The following is an 18,334-nucleotide window of genomic DNA, read 5'->3' as shown; positions in this document are numbered from 1 at the left end:
CTTCACCGGAGTTCACCCAGCTTCGCCTCGACCGCCGCGACAACGCGACGGTGTACCTCCTCGACCGTCGCGTCCGCGTCGATCCATGCCCACTCCGATGCCTGCGGCAGCGCGGCGTAGGCAGCCCGCATCCGGGTGAGGAAGGCGTGGTCGATCCATTCCTCCGGGTCCCGGGCCTTGACCCGGGCCACGGAGATGGACGGGTCGAGGTCCATGAACAGCGTGAGCGTCGGCTCCGGCAGCCCGCTGAACATGCCCTCGATCAGCCACCGGTTACTGGCGCCCAGTGCGTCGGCGGCCGCGATCTGGCAGTACGCGTAGCGGTCGGCGATGATGAGGTCCGTACCCTCGGGCGCGGTGCCGAGGGAGGACATGGCCATCCACTTCACCGCCGCGGTCATGACCTTGTGGGTGTCGGGTCCGAGCATGGCGAACCGGTCGGCGTATCCGTTCTCGCCGGCCACCTTGTCGAGGCGGGCCGAGAGTCCTTGCAGGCTCGGGTTGGGGTGGACGAACACCGAGAGCCCACGAGCCTCGTAGGCAACCTTCAGCAGCTCGATCTGTGTGCTCTTTCCGGCGCCGTCCAGCCCGATGAACGCGACGATGGGTGGTGTCTTCATCGGGTGCTCGCCACCTGCGGCAGGTGCCTGTCCGCGAGGTCCGCGAACATGGCTTGCAGAATTCTCGTCCGCCCGTACGAGGGCGCGGCGAAGAGCAGGATCAACTTTTTCTCCAGATCAACGATGAAACTGGTGCCCGCTCGACCGAGCCAGGCGAGGCGGCGAGCGTCATCGGGTCCGCAGTGCCTCGGCGAGATCCCGAAATTCAGGCTGAATCCCCAGTCGGGGCCGGGAATGTAGTCGGGTCCGGTGTCGTGCAGCCCGGCTATTTGGTCCGAGAGCAACTCCGCGCGTGCGGACTCGCTGAGGAGGCCGGAGTCCGGTTCGGGAAAGAACACGGCTTGGAGGAAGGTCAGGTAGTCCCGCAGGCTCGCCAGCCCACCGCTGCCCGCGGAACGGAATCCGCACGTGCGATCGAGGCGGGTCAGCCGCTCGCCGGTCGGTGGATCGACCGGCGGCTGGAGCACCAGGTCAGGTGCGAGGCCCGGCGGAAGGCAGAATCCGCTCGACGTCATCCCGAGCGGCTCGAAGAGATACCGGCTGAAGAGCACGTCGAGCGGTGTGCCGAGGTAGTGCTGGATCAGCAGGCCGGCCGCGTCGGCCGAGCGCCCGTACTCCCACTGGGTGCCCGGTGCGGCGGACAGCTCACAGGCGAAGAGGCGGCGCAGGAAGTCGGTCTCGTCCGTGTCGTATCCGCGGTCGGTGTAGTCGAACGGCAGGACACCGGCCGCCCGGTACACCTGTTGCATGCGCTCGTGTTCCTTCGATCCGGCCAGGCCGGAGGACATGGTCAGGAGGTGGCGCAGCGTCATCGCGGCAGGGACCTGTAATCCCTGGACACCGAGCGCGAGCTCCGCCACCGGCATGTCGAGGCCGGGGAGCCGGCCGGTGTCGATCAGACGCAACGTCAGAGTCGCGAGCATCGGTTTGGTCATCGAATACAAGCGGACAATGCTGTCCAGGGACACCGGAGGACCAGCCGGCGCATTTCGTCCCACGAACACTGTCCGCTGCCCGCCGGACGCGATGTCGCGCATACAGGCTGCACCCCCGCCGATGCGACCGGCCTCGATCTCAGCGGTCAGAGCGGCTTCACAGTCCCGTGCCAGGCCCTCCAACGCTTCGCCCATCAACGGGGTTCTCCGTTCATGCCCGGTACGAGGCTCACTCGCCCGCTCTCACAGCGCTCGGCGGCGGCCAGGGCGTCCGCGACCGAATCCAGCCCGAATTCGGCCAACGGGAGCAGTCTCAGCGGGGTCGGCCCGGACAGGAGGTCGACGGCGGCGAGGAGTTGGCGCTGGTCGTAGCGGATCACGCTGGAGACGGTGACCCCCTTGCGTGTCAACACCCCCGGCCGGATGGACACGACGTCGGTGGGACGGGTGTTGATGATGCCCATCATCACGATCTGGCCGCCCGGACGTACCTGCTCCAGGGCGGTCTCGAACGCCTCGGGCGTTCCGGCCGCGACCACGACGACGTCGTAGGCACCGTCGAGCGTTCCCGTCACCGAGGGCAGCGTGTCGATGGCGTGGGCGGTGGGGAACAGCTCCGCATTCGCTCGTCGTGCGGCAACGCGGTCGTAGACGTCCCAGACCGTTCCGGCAGGTGCACCCGCGAGAACCGACAGGCCCAGCGCACCGGCACCGATGACCAGGCACGGACCCGCCAGCAGGTCGGGGTTGATCGTGTCGACGACCGCGATCCCCTGTGCCAGTGCGCAGTTGGCCAGGGCCGCGAGCGCGCTGGGCACCTCGGCCGGCACCTTGACCCTGAACTGCTCCTGATGCAGGTGATAGTGGCTCGCGAACGCGCCGCGGAAGTGCGGCTGCTCAAGGCTGGAGCGGCCCCAGGAGTCGTAGGCGCGCTCACACAGGCGGGTACGGCCCGCCAGGCACATCACGCAGTTACCGCACACCCGGAAATAGGAGCAGACGAGCCGGTCCCCTTCGACAAGCCGTTCGCCCCGCGCGTCGTACAGCGGTACACCCCCCGTGTCGACGATCCGTCCCACGAACTCGTGCCCGAGCACGCAGTCGTGCAGGGTCGGGTGCCCGCCGCGCCAGAGGTGGACATCGCTGCCGCACACGTTCGCCCGCTCGATGGCGAGCAGCGCACCACCCTGCCGAGGAGGCAGTAAGGGATGCTCTCGCCGCTCAAGACCGCCGTCGGGGAGCAGGTTGACGGTGACACCGGTGGTCATCGAAGTCCTTCGGTCGGGGCGGGGAAGACGATCGTCTTCGAGAAACACATGTTGCGTGCGGACGCCAGCACGCTCTCTCGTCCGTGACCGCTGTGCCCCACTCCTCCGAACGGGGCCAGAGGATGGTCGTACTGGGGGCCGTCGTTGACGACCACCGTCCCGACCGGCAATCTCTGCGCGAGGTTCATGGCACGCTGGAGGTCGCGGGTGAAGACGCCGACCTGGAGGCCGCCGGAGTAGGTGTCGGGCAGTTCGTCGAGAGAACGGTCCGGCAAAGGGATCAAGGGGGCCAGCGGCGCAAGGAACTCCTCGGTGACCAGCTGGGCACCGGGATCGACACCGGTGAGGACGGTGGGCCAGTACTGCGCCCCCCGCTGTTCGCCGCCGGCCACGACGCAGGCGCCGCCGAGGACCGCCGCCTCCACGGCCGAATGCACCCGCTCCACTGCGGCCGCGTCGATGAGCGTGCCGATCCGGGTGGTGCGCGCGGCGGGGTCGCCCACCCGCCAGGCGGCGGTCTCGTCGACGAGCAGCCGGCCGAATTCGTCGGCCACGCTGTCCGCGACCAGGATGCGCTTGACCCCGCGGCAGGACTGGCCGGCATTGCTGAAGGCGCCTTGTGCGGCCGTGCGTGCGGCGGCCACCAGATCGGCGTCCTCGCAGACGATCAGGGCTCCCACGTCACCCAGTTCGTAACAGCCGGGCCGCGGCCCGGCCGCCGCGGCGACGGCCCACGCGCTCCGCGCGCTGCCGGTGAACGCCACGAAGTCCACTCCGGTGTCGGTGAGTAATGCCTGGGCCACCTCCGGCCCGCCGGTCCAGAGCGAGATGTACTCGGGCGGGTATCCGGATTCGAGCAGTACCTCGACCGCGAGCACCGCGCTGGCACTCGCCCGTTCCGACGGCTTGAGGATGATCGGCGTGCCTGCCAACATGGCCGGAGCCACCTTGACGATCAGCTGGGCCAGCGGACGGTTGTACGGCGTGATCGCCATGACTCGGCGGAACGGCTGCGGCGTGGTCACCGACAGCCGGTCGCCGTCGGGGCCGGACAGCACCGTCGAGGTGCCATTGAAATGATGTACGGCTTCTGCCGCCAGGTTGAGCCAGCGGACCGACCGGTCGACCTCCTTCTCGGCATCGGTCACCGGCATTCCGATCTCGGCGGAGACGCACGCGGCGACGTCCGGCCTTCGGGCCTCGAACCCTGCGGCACAGGCGCGCAGAATGCGCGCGCGGTCGGCGGCGGCAAGACCCCGCACCGGCCTCCGCCCGCGCGGCACCTCACTCGCCGAAGCATGGCTCACCACGGCCATGAGACGGCCGTCGTAGGGGCTGTGCACCTCGTGGGCCAGCTCCCCGTGCCGCCATGTACCGTCCTCGAAGACACCCGGCCGGACCGGTTGGGATTCCTCCGCCGGTACCGGACTGCGACGGCAGGCCCGAGGCTGCTCGTTGGGGGGATGGGCGACTACGGACATGATGTTCCTCGAATCATCTGTGCGTCGCACGGCTGGCCGGCCCGTCACGGGCGGGGTCTCGCGACGTGAGTTCGCCGCGCCGTGCCCTCCCTCGCCTGTGACGTTGTTCGCCGGCGCCTGCTCGGCGAATCCGCCGGTCATTCGAACGAGTGCTCCGGCCCTGGGAAAGCCCCGTCATGGACAGCGAACCCTCGCACCGCACGGTCGAGAGTCCCGGCCATGTCGGCGTACCGCTTCACAAACCTGAGCGGCCGCCCTGTCCGAAGGCCGGCCATGTCCTGCCAGATCGCGACCTGCGCATCGCAATGGGCGCCCGCGCCGATGCCAATGGTGGGGACCGGCAGCTCGGCGGTCAGCTGTTTGGCCAGCTGTGCGGGCACCATTTCCAGCACCACCGCGAACGCCCCTGCCTCGACGACGGCCTGAGCGTCAGTCAGCAGGGCTTCGGCACCGTCGCCACGCCCCTGGACCCTGTAGCCCCCCAACTGGTGCTCGCTCTGCGGAGTGAACCCGATGTGTGCCATCACGGGGATGCCCGAGCGTACGAGTTGCGCGATCTGCGGCGCCATGTCGCGTCCGCCCTCCAGCTTCACGGCCTGACAGCCGCCCTCCTTGAGGAAGCGGACGGCCGTGCGCAGTGCCTGCTTCCTGCCTCCCTCGTAGGAGCCGAAGGGCAGATCGGCCACCACCAGGGAACGCTGAGCGGAGCGTGTCACCGCCCGGACGAACGGCAGCATTTCATCCACCGTCACCGGTATCGTCGTGTCGTGGCCAAGCACATTGTTGGCTGCCGAGTCGCCGACCAGCAGCACGGGGATGCCCGCGGAATCGAAGAGGGCGGCGGTGTACTGGTCGTAGCTGGTGAGCATGGCCCAGCGGTGGCCGGCCGCCTTGGCCGCGAGCAGGTGTGTGGTTCTGACCCGACTGCGGGTCGGCCACGCGAATGCGGCGGGCGATTCGCTCGTCGGCCCTTCAGACATGTCACTCCCCCTTGTGAACGTCGTCCCGGCCCGACTCGAGCAGAGCACCGTTTCCCGGCGAAAGCCCCGAGAGTCAGATGCCCTGCCAATCCAGACCAAGATCGTTGATCAGTCCTTGAGCATAACGGCGGCATTCTTGGGCTACAACCATCAATCCGCTCGAGGCATGTAACCACCATGCTTTACCGCCCGATACAACCCGCTTCTGGGGCCGTTGCGGTGGAAATGCCGGTTGCCTGACTCGATGTCACCTGTTCGAGCCGCATGAAAGGTGATCAACCGGGCGTTCCGCTGAAGAGTGTGACGCGCGTTACTGCACTTCAAGCGCGGGATCTGATCCACTACGGCCTGCGTGCTCGGGACCAACTCAACCCCGACAGTTGAGTCCGATCCAACCCGAGTGCGCCTCTGCAAGTAAAATCCGCCGCAGGCCGGTTGGCTATTCTCGCCTGCAACCGCGTGCCCACCGAGGCCGGGAGGTCCGGAGCGGGCCTACCCCTGTCACGGCAGCTCTAATTTCCCAGTCGCGTCGTCCAGAGGTGGCAATGGCTCACACCGGCTTAAGCAGAGAAACAGGGTCCCGCGAAACAAGAAATGTGGGCGTGTTCTGGCGCTACTGGACCGCATCGACAGCCAGCAGCGTCGGTGACGCCGTCACCACCGTCGCGCTGCCCCTGGTCGCCATCGAGACGCTCCACGCCACCGCCTTCGAGGTCAGTCTGCTGCCGGCCGCACGCTTTCTCGCCTGGCTGCTGATCGGACTGCCCGCCGGCGTCATCGTCCAGCGGCTCCCGTTGCGCGGGACCCAGATTGCCATGGATCTGATCCGGGCGGTGGCCATGGCATGGGTACCGCTCTCCGCGGTACTCGGGATTCTTCACCTGTGGCAGCTCATCGCCGTCAGCTTGGTGACCGGCCTGGCCGGTGTCGTGTTCGACGTCGGAAACTCCAGTTTCCTCCCCGCGATCGTGAGCAAGGAGGAACTGACAGCCCGCAACAGTCTGTTGTCGGGCTCCAGCGCGGTGACCGAGCTCGGCGGTCCGTCGCTCGGCGGCGTGCTCGTCCGGTTCTGCGGCGCCGCGTCCAGCCTTCTGGTCGACGCTGTCAGCTACCTCGTGTCAGCAGCCATTCTGTGGACCATGCCGCGCCCGAAGGACAGCCGAGCCGTGGGAACCGCCGGCTCCCCGTGGTTGCAGATAAAGGAAGGATGGCGCTACGTCACCCGGCACAGTGTGATCGGACCGTGCGTCATCGCCGCCACGCTGGTGAACTTCGTGTGTGGTGCGCTGATTGCCCTGACACCGCTCTTCCTGGTGCGCACGCTCGGCACTCCCGTCAGCCTGGTCGGCGTAGTGATGGCCACTGACGGCCTGGGGAGTCTGCTCGGAGCCGCGCTGACACCGCGACTCGCCAACCGGTTCGGCAGCGCCTGTGCGATCCGTTGGGCGACGCTCACCGCAGCGGCGGCCCTCGTGCTGCTGCCGCTGAGCTTCGGGGGCCCGGGACTACTCCTGTTCGGCTTGGGGAACACGGTCTTCACCATGGGCGTCGTCGTGCTGAGCATCCTGACCCGCACGCACCGCCAGAGCGTGACACCACCGGAACTCCTTCCCAGGGTGATGGCCACGGTGCGCTTCATCTCCTGGGGCGCGGTGCCGGTCGGTTCCCTCGTCGCCGGCGGCGTGGCCGCATGGGCAGGCACCCGCGACGCGCTCTGGCTGATCGGCGCTGTCGCCATTCTGCCACCGCTGGCACTGTGGACGAGTTCCATCCGGAAGATGCGTACGCTTGCCTGACCGCGTCGGGACGGCTCATCCGCGGTCGGGGATCGAGAAACCCGGAAACCCTCCTCCAGCCGCACCCCGGTCTGCGGCGGCGATGCCCACCGCCGGGGCGGAGCCAGGATCGGCAGTGCCCCGGATTTCCGGGGCGTGTGGTTCCCGGAGGATCCGCGGCAGCACGGCCTGAAGCTGTCTGCGGGCACCGCCGTCGAGTCCGAGGAGGACGCGGGCAGCGTGGCCAGGGTCGCCACCTTCGGCCTGGACGAGCAGGTCGTCGCCGCCGTCAAGGACGGCAACCTCCGGTTCGCCGTCGGCCGGCAGCCGTGTCCGCAGGGCTGTCTGGCAGTCGACAGCCTGTCGCTCCACCGCTTCAACGGCAACTACAGCGGCGGCGGTACGGAACCAGTTCTCACCGGCTCGGCGTTCGTCGGCGAGCCCAACAGCCATGAGCGTCACGCTAATCGTCTCATCGTGGGCGCGGGGCGCTGAAGCCCTTCTCGACGAGGATGACTTCGCCGGCATCGGGGACCGCGGCGAGCGCCACCTGATCCAGCTGTGGCCCGCCCAGCCCACCGACCCTGTACACCCGCCCATCAGCGACGAAGACCTCCAGGCACGCACCGAGTACGCCACCGCCATGGCACGCCAGGCTGAGGAGTACGGGGTCGACTACACGGTGCATCTGAGGGGCGACGACCTGGGCGGCTCTTGAAACGGGTCAACGGTCAGTGCGCCGGCGAAGTCATCGCCACACACCCCGACGACATCGAAGCCGACCTTGCGGAGTACGAGCAGGCTCTCTTTTCCCGCAGCGCCCGGTTCGCCGCCGAATCCGACAAGAACCACCAGCTCATCTTCGGCGACAACGCCCACTTGCTCAACCTGCTCACCGGCCAAGAGCCGACCGAGCGAGCAGAGCCCACAGGTCCGCGATCGTGAGCCGCAGGCGTCGGTCTGGCCGCCCTCACGGCCAGCACCCGCACGGACAGCCGCTGCTGACGTTGAAGGGGTGAAGCGGCCGGACGGCGTCGACTACGACGACGCTCCGCCCATGGCCAGCGCGGTTCGCGCCAGCCCGCGCAGCCAGGCGTGGGCGTGGTCGGTGTCGTAGCGCTGATGCCATGACAGGTATATCGGTGCCGACGGCAGTTCGAGCGGGAGGGGGAGCACGACCAGGCCGAGGTCGGCGACCGCTGACCGTGTGGTGGCTTCGGGGACGCTGATCAGGAGATCGGAGCCGCGCGCGAACTCCAGCGCGGCCGCTTCTGTGGGCGCGGTCGCCACCACGCGGCGGGTGAGGCCGAGCCGCGCGAGGGCGTCGTCGAGGGCGTTGCTGAGGTTTCCACGTCGCGAGACGGTGACGTGCTCAGCGGCGGCGTACTGCTTTGCGGTGACGGTCCTGACGCGAGTGAGGGGGTGCCCCTGCCTCACGACGATGACGAGACGGGTCTCGCCCACGTTCTCGGCACGGATGTCCGGTGCGCTCGGGCGGTGGGCGTTCGCCTCCAGGTCGACCTCGCCGCGCCGCAACTCGGGGGTGTCGATGCTGGATTCCGCGATGAAGCGCAATCGCACGCCCGGCGCCTCTTCACGCACGGCCGAGAGCAGTGTGGGGCCGCTCAAGGCGACCAGGGAATCGTGCCAGCGGAGTGTGAAGGTGCGCTCCAGCGTTGCCAGATCAAGTTCACGGCTCGGTGACAGCACCCCTTGGACCTGGTGCAGCAGCTCGTGCACCTGTTCCCGGACGGCGATCGCGTACGGCGTCGGGGTCATCGTGCGGCCGGTGCGCACCAGGATCTGATCCCCGGTCGTGCGCCGGATTCGGCCCAGGCTCCGGCTCATCGCGGGGGCGGTGACATGCAGACGTGCGGCCGCCCCGGCCACACTGCCCTCCTCCAGCAGCGCGTCGAGCGCGGCCAGCAGGTTCAAATCCAATTGCATGTGAGTAATCCTAGCCGTGCTTTACATGCATTTGAAGTTAATCAAGGGGCTGTATACCTTCGAGACCAGGGCGCACGGTTCGGCTCGAACGACCCCATCACCTCCTTCTCAAAAGGGAGTTCACCATGTCCGAAACCACTGATGTCGCCGCCGCAAACGCCGACCTGCTCGGCCAGACCGCGATCGCCGTGCGCGCGGCCGGTTCGGCGCTGCGCGAGTGCTTCGGCGAGGTGGTCCGCTACCAGACCCGCGAAGAGCTGATGCGCGCGCTCGCCGCCAACGACGAGATGGCCCTCGACATCCTGCGCCCCCGCCTCACGCGCCTGCGCCCGGACGCCGGCTGGGTGGAGGACGAACTGGACGGCGGGGCGCTGCCGGCCGGCGAATGGTGGGTCGTGGATCCGGCCGAAGGCAACGTCAACCACCTGCACGCCCTGCCGGAGTGGGCGGTGACCGCGACCCTCGTGCGTGAGAACCAGCCGGTGCTCACCGCGGTGCACCTGCCGTTGACCGGCGAGACCTACACCGCGCTCACCGGCGCGGGCGCCCACCTCGACGGCCGGCCGCTGCACGTCTCCCAGACCGCGGATCTCGGCCTGAGCATCGTGGCCACCAGCCAGGCCCGGCCGGACGAGGACGAGAAGGTCGTGCGGCGCGTCGGCTCCTCGATCACCGCGATGCTCTTCGACGCGCTCGTCGTCCGCACCGCCGTGCCCGCGACCCTGCACCTGCTGAACGTGGCCGCCGGCCGGATCGACGCCTTCTGGCAGTTCGCCGGCGCCCGCGCGGACCTGCTGCCCGGGGCGCTGCTCGTCACCGAGGCCGGTGGACAGATCTCCGACGCCGAGGGCCGCCCCTGGACCCCGCAGAGCGAGAGCCTCCTGGCCGCCGCGCCCGGCGTCCACGCCGAGGCCGTCGCCACGCTCTCACGCTGACCGCGCACCACCACCTGCACGCACGGAAGGACCAGATCAGCATGACCACGATCGCAGTTCTCGGAAACGGCCGCGTCGGCGGCAACCTGGCCACAGCCCTCACCCGGGCAGGGCATGAGGTGACCGTGGCGGACCGCGCGCCGGGCTCCGCCGCCGACGCTGCCCGGACAGCCCGCATCGTCATCAACGCCACCCCGGGAGCCGGCTCGCTGGACCGGCTCGCAGCTCTGCGCGAGGAACTGCGCGACAAGATCCTCGTCGACGTCTCCAACGCCACCGTCGACGGACCGGACGGACTGCCCGCCGACCTGATCTACCCCGGCTCGAGCCTCGCCGAGCAACTCCAAGAAGCGCTCCCCGAAACGCGCGTCGTCAAAACACTCAACACCATGCTCTTCCCGGTGATGACCGCACCGGCCACGCTCACCCAGGCGCCCGACGCCTTCCTCTCCGGCGACGACCCGCAGGCCAAGCAGACCGTCCGTGAACTGCTCATCAACCTCGGCTGGCACAAGGAGTGGATCACTGATCTCGGCGGGATCCAGACCGCCCGCGCCACGGAGGCCGCGATACTGTTCGTCCCGCACGTGATTCGGTCCAGGGGATTCGCGCCCTTCGCGATCTCGATCGCCCGCTGATCCGCACACAGTGCACCGCCCCCGCCGGGCCCACATCTAGAACAGATACGCCGCCGACCGCCGGCCATCGAGCGACCGGCCCGGGCTCTGCTCAGCCCGGTAGGCGGCGTGATGACCGAGAACCCGCAGTTCAGCGGCGTCGACCTGGCCCACGTTGCCCTGCGCTGCCAAGGTGGCGGCGCAAAGAACGGCGGCGGCCGTGCCGCGACGGCGCAGCCGAAGCCGCGCACGGCCCAGGTGGTCCGGCGTGGCCGCGAGCCGATGGGGCTCGGTGCCGCGATCGGCGCCATGTTCGGGATGCTGTCCGTACTGGCAGAGCTCCAGCGCGAGCTGATCGTGGCGAACACCAATGACGGGCTGGCCTCCGCACCGCGCCGCCAGCCGGACGGTGAAACGACGCAGACTGCCGCCGTCACACGGCTCGTCGCATGTTGTTCGGTGCACTTCCCATGGCTTGTCTGCAGTCGCGGCAGATGCCATCGGGGTGCGCCGGACCAACCATGGGCCTACCGCAGTCGTGACATTCAGGCCGTCGTTTTCTCTTGCCCTGGCGAGTGGCAGCACTCGGTTGGGCGGCGGCTCCGGTGCGGTGATCGCGTCGGTGTTCGACGCAGCGGGGGCATGACTGATTGGTGTCAATGATGACTCCGTCTTCGCACCGTGGGTCAGGGCATTCGCGGCCGCGCTTGCCGATGGGACATCGGTGGGAGGCCATGAGCCGTACCGCAACGCCGACGGGGTGGGCCAGTCCTGCTCCGCCGGCGGTTGGGGGCGAGGACTCGCGCGCCAGGCGCGCAGTGCCTCTGCCGCTGGGTCCCTCTGTAACGCCGAATACGGGCAGGTCAGCGACGAAAGAGTCAACCACCGCAACGGATATCGCCCGCGCGAGTGGGACACCCGCGCCGGCACCGTCGAACTCGCCATCCCCAAGCTCAGGTCCGGCAGTTACTTCCCGCACTGGCTACTGGAACGACGACGCCGGGCCGAGCAGGCCCTGGTCTCGGTGGTCGCCACCGCCTACCTGCTCGGTGTCTCAACCCGCCGCGTCGAGAAACTTGCCGAGTCCCTCGGCGTCACGCAGCTGTCGAAGTCCCAGGCGATTGTTCGCCGGCCCACCGGTTGCGGTCATGCTCTAATCGCCGGATGAGGAAGATCGAATCAGGGCTAATACGACGTTGGCTGGACGGCTGGACCGTCGCCCGCTCTCTGCCCGAGGCCGAGCCGGTCGAGCCCGCCGGGGACGGCCTGCGGTTCAAGTGCGACCAACCCGGCCGCGAGGTAGAGGTGTTCGCGCTGCGTGCGGACGAGGAGTCCGAGTCCGTGGCACGGCTGGCGGCAGCCGTCGCCGCCGCACGGCAGATCACCTGGCTCACTGTGCCTACGCTGCGCCCAGGCACAGTCGAAGCCATCGTCGGCGCCGCCGGACTGGAGTTGCTCAAGCGGTCAGAGTGGTTCATGACGACCGATCTGACCGGGCACCCGCAGCACGCGCCTGCCGCGCCGTACGAGCGCGAGGTGCGCACGGAGGGACCAGTCACGGTCGTCTCCCTTCATGCCCCCTCCGGGGAGGTGGCAGCGCGCGGCTCCATTGCCGTGGTCGGCGGTGATGCGATCGCCGATCGCATCGAGACGGACGGAGCGCACCGCCGACGCGGCCTGGGCCGCGCGATGATGAGCGCTCTGGCGCAGGCGGCCGTGTCCCAGGGCGCCCGTACTGGTCTTCTCATTGCCAGCGAGGAAGGACAGCGTCTCTACTCTTCCCTCGGCTGGCACCACAAAGCTGACGTCCTGATCGCCCGGGGGCCGGTGGTTCCCTCCACCTGGTAGAACTGCTGGAGAGCGATGACACTGGCTCGTCGGCCGGAGCCGCTTCCCGCACGGCCGGACGCCGGGAAAAAAGTTCGGGCTCCCCTCCCGCGTGGCGGGACGTACCGGTGATCGGCCTTTTCTTGCAGGTCAGAGCGGTGTGGCGTGGTCTCCATGACAGTGGATATCAGGGTCATCCGAGCCGGTCAGGTGTGCCGCTACGGTCGAGGAACAAGTAGTACTTCTCGCCTACACCCCCAGGGCCGATCAGGCCGTCCCCACAGTGATGCCTGTGGTGATGGGCCCAGTAGTCCTGGTCCTGGTGGTCGTGCCGCGCAGCGTCCGGGTGAGGAAGAGGCGGTGCTGCTCGGCTGTTGTGTGGGGACGTGCGGCCTCGAGTTCGGGGCGGCCCTGTACGGACGGCAGGGTCAGCAACAGAACGACGACGGTGACGCCGGCCTGGACGAACACGGTCTGGAAGGCTGTGCCCACTGAGGTGGGATCGGTGCGGTCGGCGCCCGAGGTGCCGTAGTGGGTGGTCAGGCGTGCGGGCAGGTGGGGGTAGCGCAGGATGCCGACGACGGCGGTGAGAGCCAGGATGCCCAGGGCCGGAGCGAGCCACCGCGCGCGCAGGCGCACGGGGTCGGTGCGCAAGGAGGTGTCGGCGACGACGCTCTGGGTGCGCTCGGCGTACCAGCCGCCTTCTTCCTTGATTCTGCTCAGCGCGCTGTGGGAGCGGTAGTAGCGGCCGGCGAGCACGGCGAGCACGGCGATGGTGGACACAGTGACGGCCAGGGGCGTCCTCAGCAGGAGCGTGAGGGCGATCCCCAGGACAGCGACGGTTCCTCCACCGGCCAGGACGCTGCGCTGGTAGCGGTGCGTCTCCAGCAGGACGACAGGGTCCTCTCCGCGGCTGTGGGGGATGTGTACGCCAAGGGGCAGGGTGGGCTTGACGGCCCGGGGCATCCACCAGGCCAGGGCGACCAGGAGGATCGACACTGCGGACTGGATCGCGGTTAAGGCACCCATTTCAGGTCCTTGTCAGTTCTCGGTCGGAGTGTGGGGGCTGAGGGCCGCCAGGGCGGCCTCGCAGTGGCCGGTGATGTCCTTGGTGGGCACCCCTGGGCCAGCGCCTCTGCAAGATGCGTTATCAGCCGGGCTGTCCAGCCGGGAAGGAAGTCCGCCTCCGGCAGGCCCGGAGGTCGGATCGCGGGCGATGGCGGTGCCGCTGCGCCGGGTGACGTGCACCAGGCTTGGACCCGGAGAAGGTCATAGAAGCCATCCGCATTCCGGGCGTGAGCGGGTGTGGTGGTTGGGCTGCGTTGCTACGATCAACTCATGAATGGTAACGGGGCAGTTTTGTCGGTGACGGTCAAACCGTCCTTGTCAGCCGCGTGGTTCCATCATCTGCTGATCCGGCCTGTTGTCGAGGTGGACGGGCGTGAGTTCCCTGCCCGCTGGGGGACCGTTGACGTGCCGATCGGCAGCGGCGAGCACCGTGTGGCTGTGTTCTTCCGCTACCGGTGGCAGCAGGATGCACGGCTTGCCGAGTCGAGTGTCGAGTTCAGCGCAGATGCGCAGGCGCGTCGTGTGGCTCTCGCTGCCCGGCTCGGCGCGCGCAATGGCAGCCGGTTCCGTGTCGGGGCGCCGTTGGTCGCCAGCTGAACGACGGCAACGGACAGCGCCCTTGCCGAACGGGCGTTGTCCGTTGCCGGTCCCTCGGTTGTCACGGCTCAGGCCGTCGTTACCAGCGGCTCTGAAGTTTCCCCATGATCTTGGACACTTGATGCTTACGCCGCGAGGGCGTGTCCTTGCTCGTGACGCTGCCGGATCTCCAGTGGGGTGAGGTAGCCCCAGAGTGGATGCTTCCGCAATCGCCGTCGGTTGTAGAAGGTCTCGATGAAGGCGAAGATCTCTGCTCGGGCACTCGCCCGGTCCGGCCTGCAGCGAGTGCCGATCTCTTCCTTCAGTAGTGCGAAGAACGACTCGGCGGCGGCGTTGTCGAAGCATGAGCCGGTGCGTCCCATGCTCTGCCGCAGTCCCAACCGCCTTATTTCGCGGCGGAGTTCGTCGGAGGTGTATTCGCTGCCGCGGTCCGAATGCGCGATGCAGCCGGGCTGGAGCCAGCCGCGTCCGGCAGCCATGGCCAGCGCGTCGACGACCAGGGAGGCGCGGTGGTGGTCAGCCATGGAGTAGCCGATGATCTCGCGGGTCGCCAGATCGAGCCAGGTGGCCAGGTGGAGCCAGCCCTCGTCGGTGGGGGTCTGCTGCAGGTTTGGGTGACAGGTTGACCTGCCCCACGGTTTGGGTTCCAGCTGCGGTGGCTAACTGGCGGCGGGGATGATGTCTTGCTCGGAGAGTAGTTCGTACTCGATCGGGGTGCGGTAGCCCAGTGCTGAGTGGCGCCGCTGTCGGTTGTGGAAGACCTCGATGTACTCGAAGATCGCGTTCGCCAACTCGACCCGGGTCTTCCACCGTTTGCGGTTCAACAGCTCGATCTGCATCGAGGACCAGAACGACTCCATCATCGCGTTGTCCAGGCCGTCGCCGACCGTGCCGAACGATGGCAGCAGCCCGGCGGAGCGGATCCTTTCCCCGAAGACCCAGGAGGCGAACTGGGTGCCGTGATCGGCGTGCACTATCCCGCCCGGTTCGGGGCGCCGGTTACGGAGGGCCATGTCTAACTCGTTGACCACGAGGGTGGAGTCCTGTCTGGAGTCGATCGACCAGCCCACGATCTTGCGGCTGAACGCGTCCAGGACCGCCGCGCAGTACACCCACCCTTCTCTGGTGCGGTGTTGCGTGATGTCGGTGACCCACAGCTCGTTGGGACGCAGCCGATGGAACTTCCGGTCGACCAGGTCATCGGCGGTGACGACACCCCGCAGGCGCTTGATCCGCACCGGTCCGGGCAGTCCGTAGATCCCGGCCTGTGTCATCAGTACCGACACGGTCCTCGAGCACACCTGGATGCCCATGCCCAGGGTGAGCTCGGCGTGGACGTGGCGGTAGCCGTAGGTGCCGCGTGAGGCGACGTGGACCTCCCGGCTCAGCCCGGTCAGCCACTCCCGTCGCAGCTGCCGCGGTGTGGTCGGGGTGCGCTTGTGTTTGTAGTAGTTCTGCCGGGCGACCCCGAGGATCCGGCAGCATCGGTCGACCGGTGCTGCCGGCATCGACGAGACGGTCGATCACCGGGTAGAGCCTTTTGGGGCCGGCTTGTCCTCGCCGAGGAACTTGGCGGCCTTGCGGACGATCTCGAGCTCGGTTTCCAGCTCGCGGATCCGTCGCGGCGCTGCACGCAGCTCTGCGGACTCCTCCGGGACCCTGCCAGGGCGCCGGCCGTTGTCGATGTCGTCCTGGCGCAACCACTTCGACAACGTGACCGGATGGATGCCGAGGTCAACGGCCGTCTGCTTCTGTTCTTTTCCTGCCCGCACCAACGCGATGGCGCGGGCGCGGAACTCAGCGGGATAGGCGCGGGGCATGTCCGGCAGCCTTTCGTGAAGGCCGTCAGTTAAGGGCTGTCCCGTAATTGATCTTTGAGGGGTCGGTGTTGCCGAGGTTCGGGGCGGCGTGAGAGGGCTACGCGGCCTGGAGCAGGTTGTGCATGCAGTGCCGCGACGGAACCGCTGGCGCTGGTGTAGTGCCAGCAGCGGCCCTGTGTGGTCGATGATCCGATCCGCCGCCGACTTGGAGACTCCGAACAGTGGCGCAAGCTGTCGCAGAGTCACGTTGGTGCGCCAGTACGCGGCGACGAGCAGCACCCGGTCCTCAAACGGCAGCGACCACGGCCGCCCAGGACGTGCCGCATCGGCCCCCTCGCGTCGTAGCTGGGTGAGCAGCTTTCCGAATGCTCGCGGGCTCAGCCCGGTGAACGGGGCTATCCAGGAGGATTCCGACGCTGAGATCACACCAGCCACAGCAAGATCGTCCCAGACGCAGCACGAGACCCTTGTGCCGGCCTCAGGGGATGATGCTGTCCGCGGAAAGCACTGGTTCCGCCCATGCAGCGAAGCCGAAGATCGGTCGCTGAGTAAGTCTTCCACCGCTGTCGTCATAGAGAGTCCGACGCACCCTTCGGCCCCGCCGCACCAGGTATCGAAGGCCTTCTACGTCGACGATCCCGCACTCGCCAGCGTCCAGGTCGACGGAAGCCTCGTCGACGCGGCTGACATCCCAACCGGCCTTCGTGGCGAGATGCATCCACACCTGGATCGCTCGCTCGGGCTGCTCCGCGGAGAAGCCCGTCCCCACTCTCGCGATGATCTGCACCGGGTCAGGTCGCTCGTCGATGGCCATCACAGCCCCTCTCATCGACAGGCGATCATGGCAGAGCCCTCGCCCGGGCGACACGTCGGGTCTCCGGGAAGACTTTGCGGGACAGGCCTTAGCCAGCAGAACTGGAACCTGAGAGGTGGGGCAGGTCAGGTCACCCGATCGTGCAGCAGACCCGTGGCGATGAAGGTGATGTCACCGACGAGCTTCATCCCGGGAGCCGGGGCGGTGAAGTTTCGCCCGAGCAGGTCCGTCGCGGGCACGGCTTTCTTGGCCGGCCGCGTCAGCGACCGCCGCCTGCGCCGGGTCGCGCCGACGATGCCACGCTCGCGCATGACGCGCTCGATGCGTTTGCGGTTGATCCGGTGCCCGAGCCGGCGCAGCTCTGCATGGATCCGCGGCACCCCGTAGGCGCCGCGGGAAGCAACGTGCAGCACGGTGATCTCGTGCGCCAGGGCGTCGTCTGCGGCCCGCTTCGCCCGCCGGGTCTTCTCGCCGGCCAGCCACGCATAGAAAGAGGAGCGGGCCACCTTCAGCAGCCGGCGCAACAGAGCAACGTTGTGGGTGGTCTTCTCCGCCTCGATGAACGCGTACACCTCGCTCGTCGATCACTCTCCTTCGCGAAGAAGACCGCCGCTTTTCGCAGTACCTCGATAGTCTCCGCCTGCTCGGTGGCCAGCCTCCGCAGTCGACGCAGTTCTTCACGCTCGGCCGTCGTCAGCTCTCCCGGAGTCCCCTGCCCGCGGTCGATCGCAACCTGCTTGACCCAGTTCCGCAGTCCCTCGGCGCTGACCCCGAGCTGGCGGGCCACCTCGGTGACGGTCTTCCCGGAGGAGTGCACGAGCGCGACCGCGTCCCGTTTGAACTCTTCCGTGTACCGCCTGCTGCGATTGCTCTTGCTTCCCACCTGGCACTACTTCCTCTGGAACCTCACGTCCCAGTCTCCAGGTGTCCGCGATCAAGGGGAAGCTTCACTCAATCGAAGAAGTTGAGGTTCTGGCGCACGAAATCGGCAAAGCCGAGGGCTGCACGGCCCGTGATGTCGGCCACCGTTGAAGTGACGGTTTCGGCACCGCCGTCCCGGTATGCGCGGGCAACTCCTATCAGGGCATCCACGTGGAACTCTGGCATCCCGCGGCTCAGCATTGCCACGCGCGCTTCGTCGTCCGGCAGGCCCACGTAGCGCACTGGCTTGCCGAGGACGTCGGACAACTCCTCGGCGGCTTCGGCGTAGGTCAGCGCCTTCGGTCCGGTGAGGTCATAGACGCGGCCGTCGTGGCCATCAGTGGTGAGAACCCGCGCTGCAACACGGGCGATGTCGTCGATGTCGACGAAGCTTATGGGGGCGGTGATCAGTGGGAGGCTGAACTCCCCAGCCTCACGGATGGACGGCTGGCGCAGGAAGTTCTGCAGATAGAAGTTGGGGCGCAGGATCGTCCAAGGCAAACCGGACGTAACCAGCGACTGTTCGACAGGCTGATGCAGCCGGGCGATCGGTGTGAGTCCTTCGTCGGCCCGCCAGACCGACAGCTTGACCACCCGAACACCCGCCGCACGGGCGGCTTCCAGCATGTTGAGTTTGAACCGCTCCGGGTCTGATGGAGGCTCGATTCCCTGAGAGGATCGAGTCATGGCCCGTCCGTCCCCTTATCCTGCCGAGCTGCGTGAGCGTGC

21 protein-coding genes and 3 pseudogenes are annotated in these 18,334 nt (G+C 68.0%); 9 read left to right on the top strand and 15 right to left on the bottom strand.

From position 1 onward, the window contains the following. Window positions 1-2 precede the first annotated feature (2 nt). The 5 genes from ACWDEN_RS28185 to panB all read right to left on the bottom strand — a co-directional run bounded on the left by ACWDEN_RS28185 (window position 3) and on the right by panB (window position 5,284). Complete coding sequence (locus ACWDEN_RS28185) at window positions 3-620, bottom strand: dTMP kinase (protein ID WP_450860494.1); 618 nt, start codon at window positions 618-620, stop codon at window positions 3-5. Continuing rightward, window positions 617-1,657: a serine hydrolase domain-containing protein gene (locus ACWDEN_RS28180; RefSeq protein ID WP_450860492.1), complete on the bottom strand. Its 1,041-nt coding sequence runs from the start codon at window positions 1,655-1,657 to the stop codon at window positions 617-619. Before ACWDEN_RS28180 ends, ACWDEN_RS28185 begins: the two co-directional genes overlap by 4 nt. A 92-nt stretch (window positions 1,658-1,749) precedes the next feature. After that, window positions 1,750-2,823 carry an alcohol dehydrogenase catalytic domain-containing protein gene (locus ACWDEN_RS28175; RefSeq protein ID WP_450860490.1) on the bottom strand — a complete coding sequence of 358 codons (1,074 nt, stop codon included), beginning with the start codon at window positions 2,821-2,823 and terminating at the stop codon, window positions 1,750-1,752. Further along, window positions 2,820-4,304 (bottom strand): aldehyde dehydrogenase family protein, encoded by a 1,485-nt coding sequence (locus ACWDEN_RS28170; protein ID WP_450860488.1) that lies wholly within the window; start codon window positions 4,302-4,304, stop codon window positions 2,820-2,822. The genes ACWDEN_RS28175 and ACWDEN_RS28170 overlap by 4 nt, the downstream gene beginning before the upstream one ends. Window positions 4,305-4,441: 137 nt before the next feature. Beyond that, window positions 4,442-5,284: a 3-methyl-2-oxobutanoate hydroxymethyltransferase gene (gene panB, locus ACWDEN_RS28165; RefSeq protein WP_450860486.1), complete on the bottom strand. Its 843-nt coding sequence runs from the start codon at window positions 5,282-5,284 to the stop codon at window positions 4,442-4,444. Between the two features lie 602 nt (window positions 5,285-5,886). Between panB and ACWDEN_RS28160 the strand changes: the two genes are divergently transcribed. The 4 genes from ACWDEN_RS28160 (at window position 5,887) to ACWDEN_RS28145 (ending at window position 8,004) form a co-directional block, all read left to right on the top strand. Beyond that, window positions 5,887-7,080, top strand: coding sequence for an MFS transporter (locus ACWDEN_RS28160; RefSeq protein WP_351602043.1), 1,194 nt, complete (start codon window positions 5,887-5,889; stop codon window positions 7,078-7,080). A gap of 135 nt (window positions 7,081-7,215) precedes the next feature. Then, on the top strand, window positions 7,216-7,554 hold the full coding sequence (locus ACWDEN_RS28155; protein WP_450860484.1) for a hypothetical protein: 339 nt from the start codon (window positions 7,216-7,218) through the stop codon (window positions 7,552-7,554). Beyond that, on the top strand, window positions 7,511-7,777 hold the full coding sequence (locus tag ACWDEN_RS28150) for a hypothetical protein (RefSeq protein ID WP_351602037.1): 267 nt from the start codon (window positions 7,511-7,513) through the stop codon (window positions 7,775-7,777). Before ACWDEN_RS28155 ends, ACWDEN_RS28150 begins: the two co-directional genes overlap by 44 nt. Continuing rightward, window positions 7,774-8,004, top strand: coding sequence for a hypothetical protein (locus ACWDEN_RS28145; protein WP_351602034.1), 231 nt, complete (start codon window positions 7,774-7,776; stop codon window positions 8,002-8,004). Before ACWDEN_RS28150 ends, ACWDEN_RS28145 begins: the two co-directional genes overlap by 4 nt. A gap of 93 nt (window positions 8,005-8,097) precedes the next feature. Here ACWDEN_RS28145 and ACWDEN_RS28140 read toward each other — a convergent pair whose 3' ends face one another. Continuing rightward, window positions 8,098-9,006, bottom strand: a complete 909-nt coding sequence (locus ACWDEN_RS28140) for a LysR family transcriptional regulator (RefSeq protein WP_450860482.1) — start codon at window positions 9,004-9,006, stop codon at window positions 8,098-8,100. Between the two features lie 125 nt (window positions 9,007-9,131). On the opposite strand from ACWDEN_RS28140, the gene ACWDEN_RS28135 reads away from it, so the two are divergent. Both ACWDEN_RS28135 and ACWDEN_RS28130 read left to right on the top strand, forming a co-directional pair. Next, entirely contained in the window at window positions 9,132-9,941 is an 810-nt protein-coding gene (locus ACWDEN_RS28135; protein ID WP_450860480.1) for a 3'(2'),5'-bisphosphate nucleotidase CysQ, read from the top strand. 41 nt (window positions 9,942-9,982) lie between these two features. Next, window positions 9,983-10,579 (top strand): NADPH-dependent F420 reductase, encoded by a 597-nt coding sequence (locus tag ACWDEN_RS28130; RefSeq protein WP_351602027.1) that lies wholly within the window; start codon window positions 9,983-9,985, stop codon window positions 10,577-10,579. A gap of 36 nt (window positions 10,580-10,615) precedes the next feature. On the opposite strand, the gene ACWDEN_RS28125 is transcribed toward ACWDEN_RS28130, so the two are convergent. Then, complete coding sequence (locus tag ACWDEN_RS28125) at window positions 10,616-11,218, bottom strand: hypothetical protein (protein WP_450860478.1); 603 nt, start codon at window positions 11,216-11,218, stop codon at window positions 10,616-10,618. A gap of 169 nt (window positions 11,219-11,387) precedes the next feature. Between ACWDEN_RS28125 and ACWDEN_RS28120 the strand changes: the two are divergent. Next, window positions 11,388-11,675: pseudogene (locus ACWDEN_RS28120) on the top strand (transposase); the annotation flags it as partial. A gap of 47 nt (window positions 11,676-11,722) precedes the next feature. After that, window positions 11,723-12,406: a GNAT family N-acetyltransferase gene (locus ACWDEN_RS28115; RefSeq protein WP_351602021.1), complete on the top strand. Its 684-nt coding sequence runs from the start codon at window positions 11,723-11,725 to the stop codon at window positions 12,404-12,406. 246 nt (window positions 12,407-12,652) lie between these two features. Here ACWDEN_RS28115 and ACWDEN_RS28110 read toward each other — a convergent pair whose 3' ends face one another. Continuing rightward, the gene (locus tag ACWDEN_RS28110; RefSeq protein ID WP_450860476.1) at window positions 12,653-13,414 is read right to left on the bottom strand and encodes a DUF1648 domain-containing protein; all 762 of its coding nucleotides are present in this window, start codon (window positions 13,412-13,414) and stop codon (window positions 12,653-12,655) included. A 309-nt stretch (window positions 13,415-13,723) separates the two neighbouring features. Here ACWDEN_RS28110 and ACWDEN_RS28105 point away from each other — a divergent pair, with 309 nt between their 5' ends. Further along, window positions 13,724-14,050 carry a hypothetical protein gene (locus ACWDEN_RS28105; RefSeq protein ID WP_450860474.1) on the top strand — a complete coding sequence of 109 codons (327 nt, stop codon included), beginning with the start codon at window positions 13,724-13,726 and terminating at the stop codon, window positions 14,048-14,050. A 125-nt stretch (window positions 14,051-14,175) separates the two neighbouring features. Here ACWDEN_RS28105 and ACWDEN_RS28100 read toward each other — a convergent pair whose 3' ends face one another. The 7 genes and pseudogenes from ACWDEN_RS28100 to ACWDEN_RS28070 all read right to left on the bottom strand — a co-directional run bounded on the left by ACWDEN_RS28100 (window position 14,176) and on the right by ACWDEN_RS28070 (window position 18,232). Beyond that, window positions 14,176-14,658, bottom strand: a complete 483-nt coding sequence (locus ACWDEN_RS28100) for a DDE-type integrase/transposase/recombinase (RefSeq protein ID WP_351602335.1) — start codon at window positions 14,656-14,658, stop codon at window positions 14,176-14,178. 51 nt (window positions 14,659-14,709) lie between these two features. Beyond that, window positions 14,710-15,870: pseudogene (locus tag ACWDEN_RS28095) on the bottom strand (IS3 family transposase). Window positions 15,871-15,996: 126 nt separating this feature from the next. After that, window positions 15,997-16,305: pseudogene (locus tag ACWDEN_RS28090) on the bottom strand (helix-turn-helix domain-containing protein); the annotation flags it as partial. Between the two features lie 43 nt (window positions 16,306-16,348). After that, window positions 16,349-16,684 carry a hypothetical protein gene (locus ACWDEN_RS28085; RefSeq protein WP_351602014.1) on the bottom strand — a complete coding sequence of 112 codons (336 nt, stop codon included), beginning with the start codon at window positions 16,682-16,684 and terminating at the stop codon, window positions 16,349-16,351. Window positions 16,685-16,809: 125 nt separating this feature from the next. Beyond that, the gene (locus tag ACWDEN_RS28080) at window positions 16,810-17,256 is read right to left on the bottom strand and encodes an IS3 family transposase (protein ID WP_351602012.1); all 447 of its coding nucleotides are present in this window, start codon (window positions 17,254-17,256) and stop codon (window positions 16,810-16,812) included. Continuing rightward, entirely contained in the window at window positions 17,193-17,567 is a 375-nt protein-coding gene (locus ACWDEN_RS28075) for a transposase (protein ID WP_351602010.1), read from the bottom strand. Before ACWDEN_RS28075 ends, ACWDEN_RS28080 begins: the two co-directional genes overlap by 64 nt. A gap of 68 nt (window positions 17,568-17,635) precedes the next feature. After that, on the bottom strand, window positions 17,636-18,232 hold the full coding sequence (locus ACWDEN_RS28070) for an NmrA family NAD(P)-binding protein (protein ID WP_450860472.1): 597 nt from the start codon (window positions 18,230-18,232) through the stop codon (window positions 17,636-17,638). Window positions 18,233-18,334: the final 102 nt, after the last annotated feature.

The sequence above is a fragment of the Streptomyces sp. NPDC001153 genome (assembly GCF_053598315.1).
This window is presented reverse-complemented; position numbering and strand designations above follow the sequence as displayed.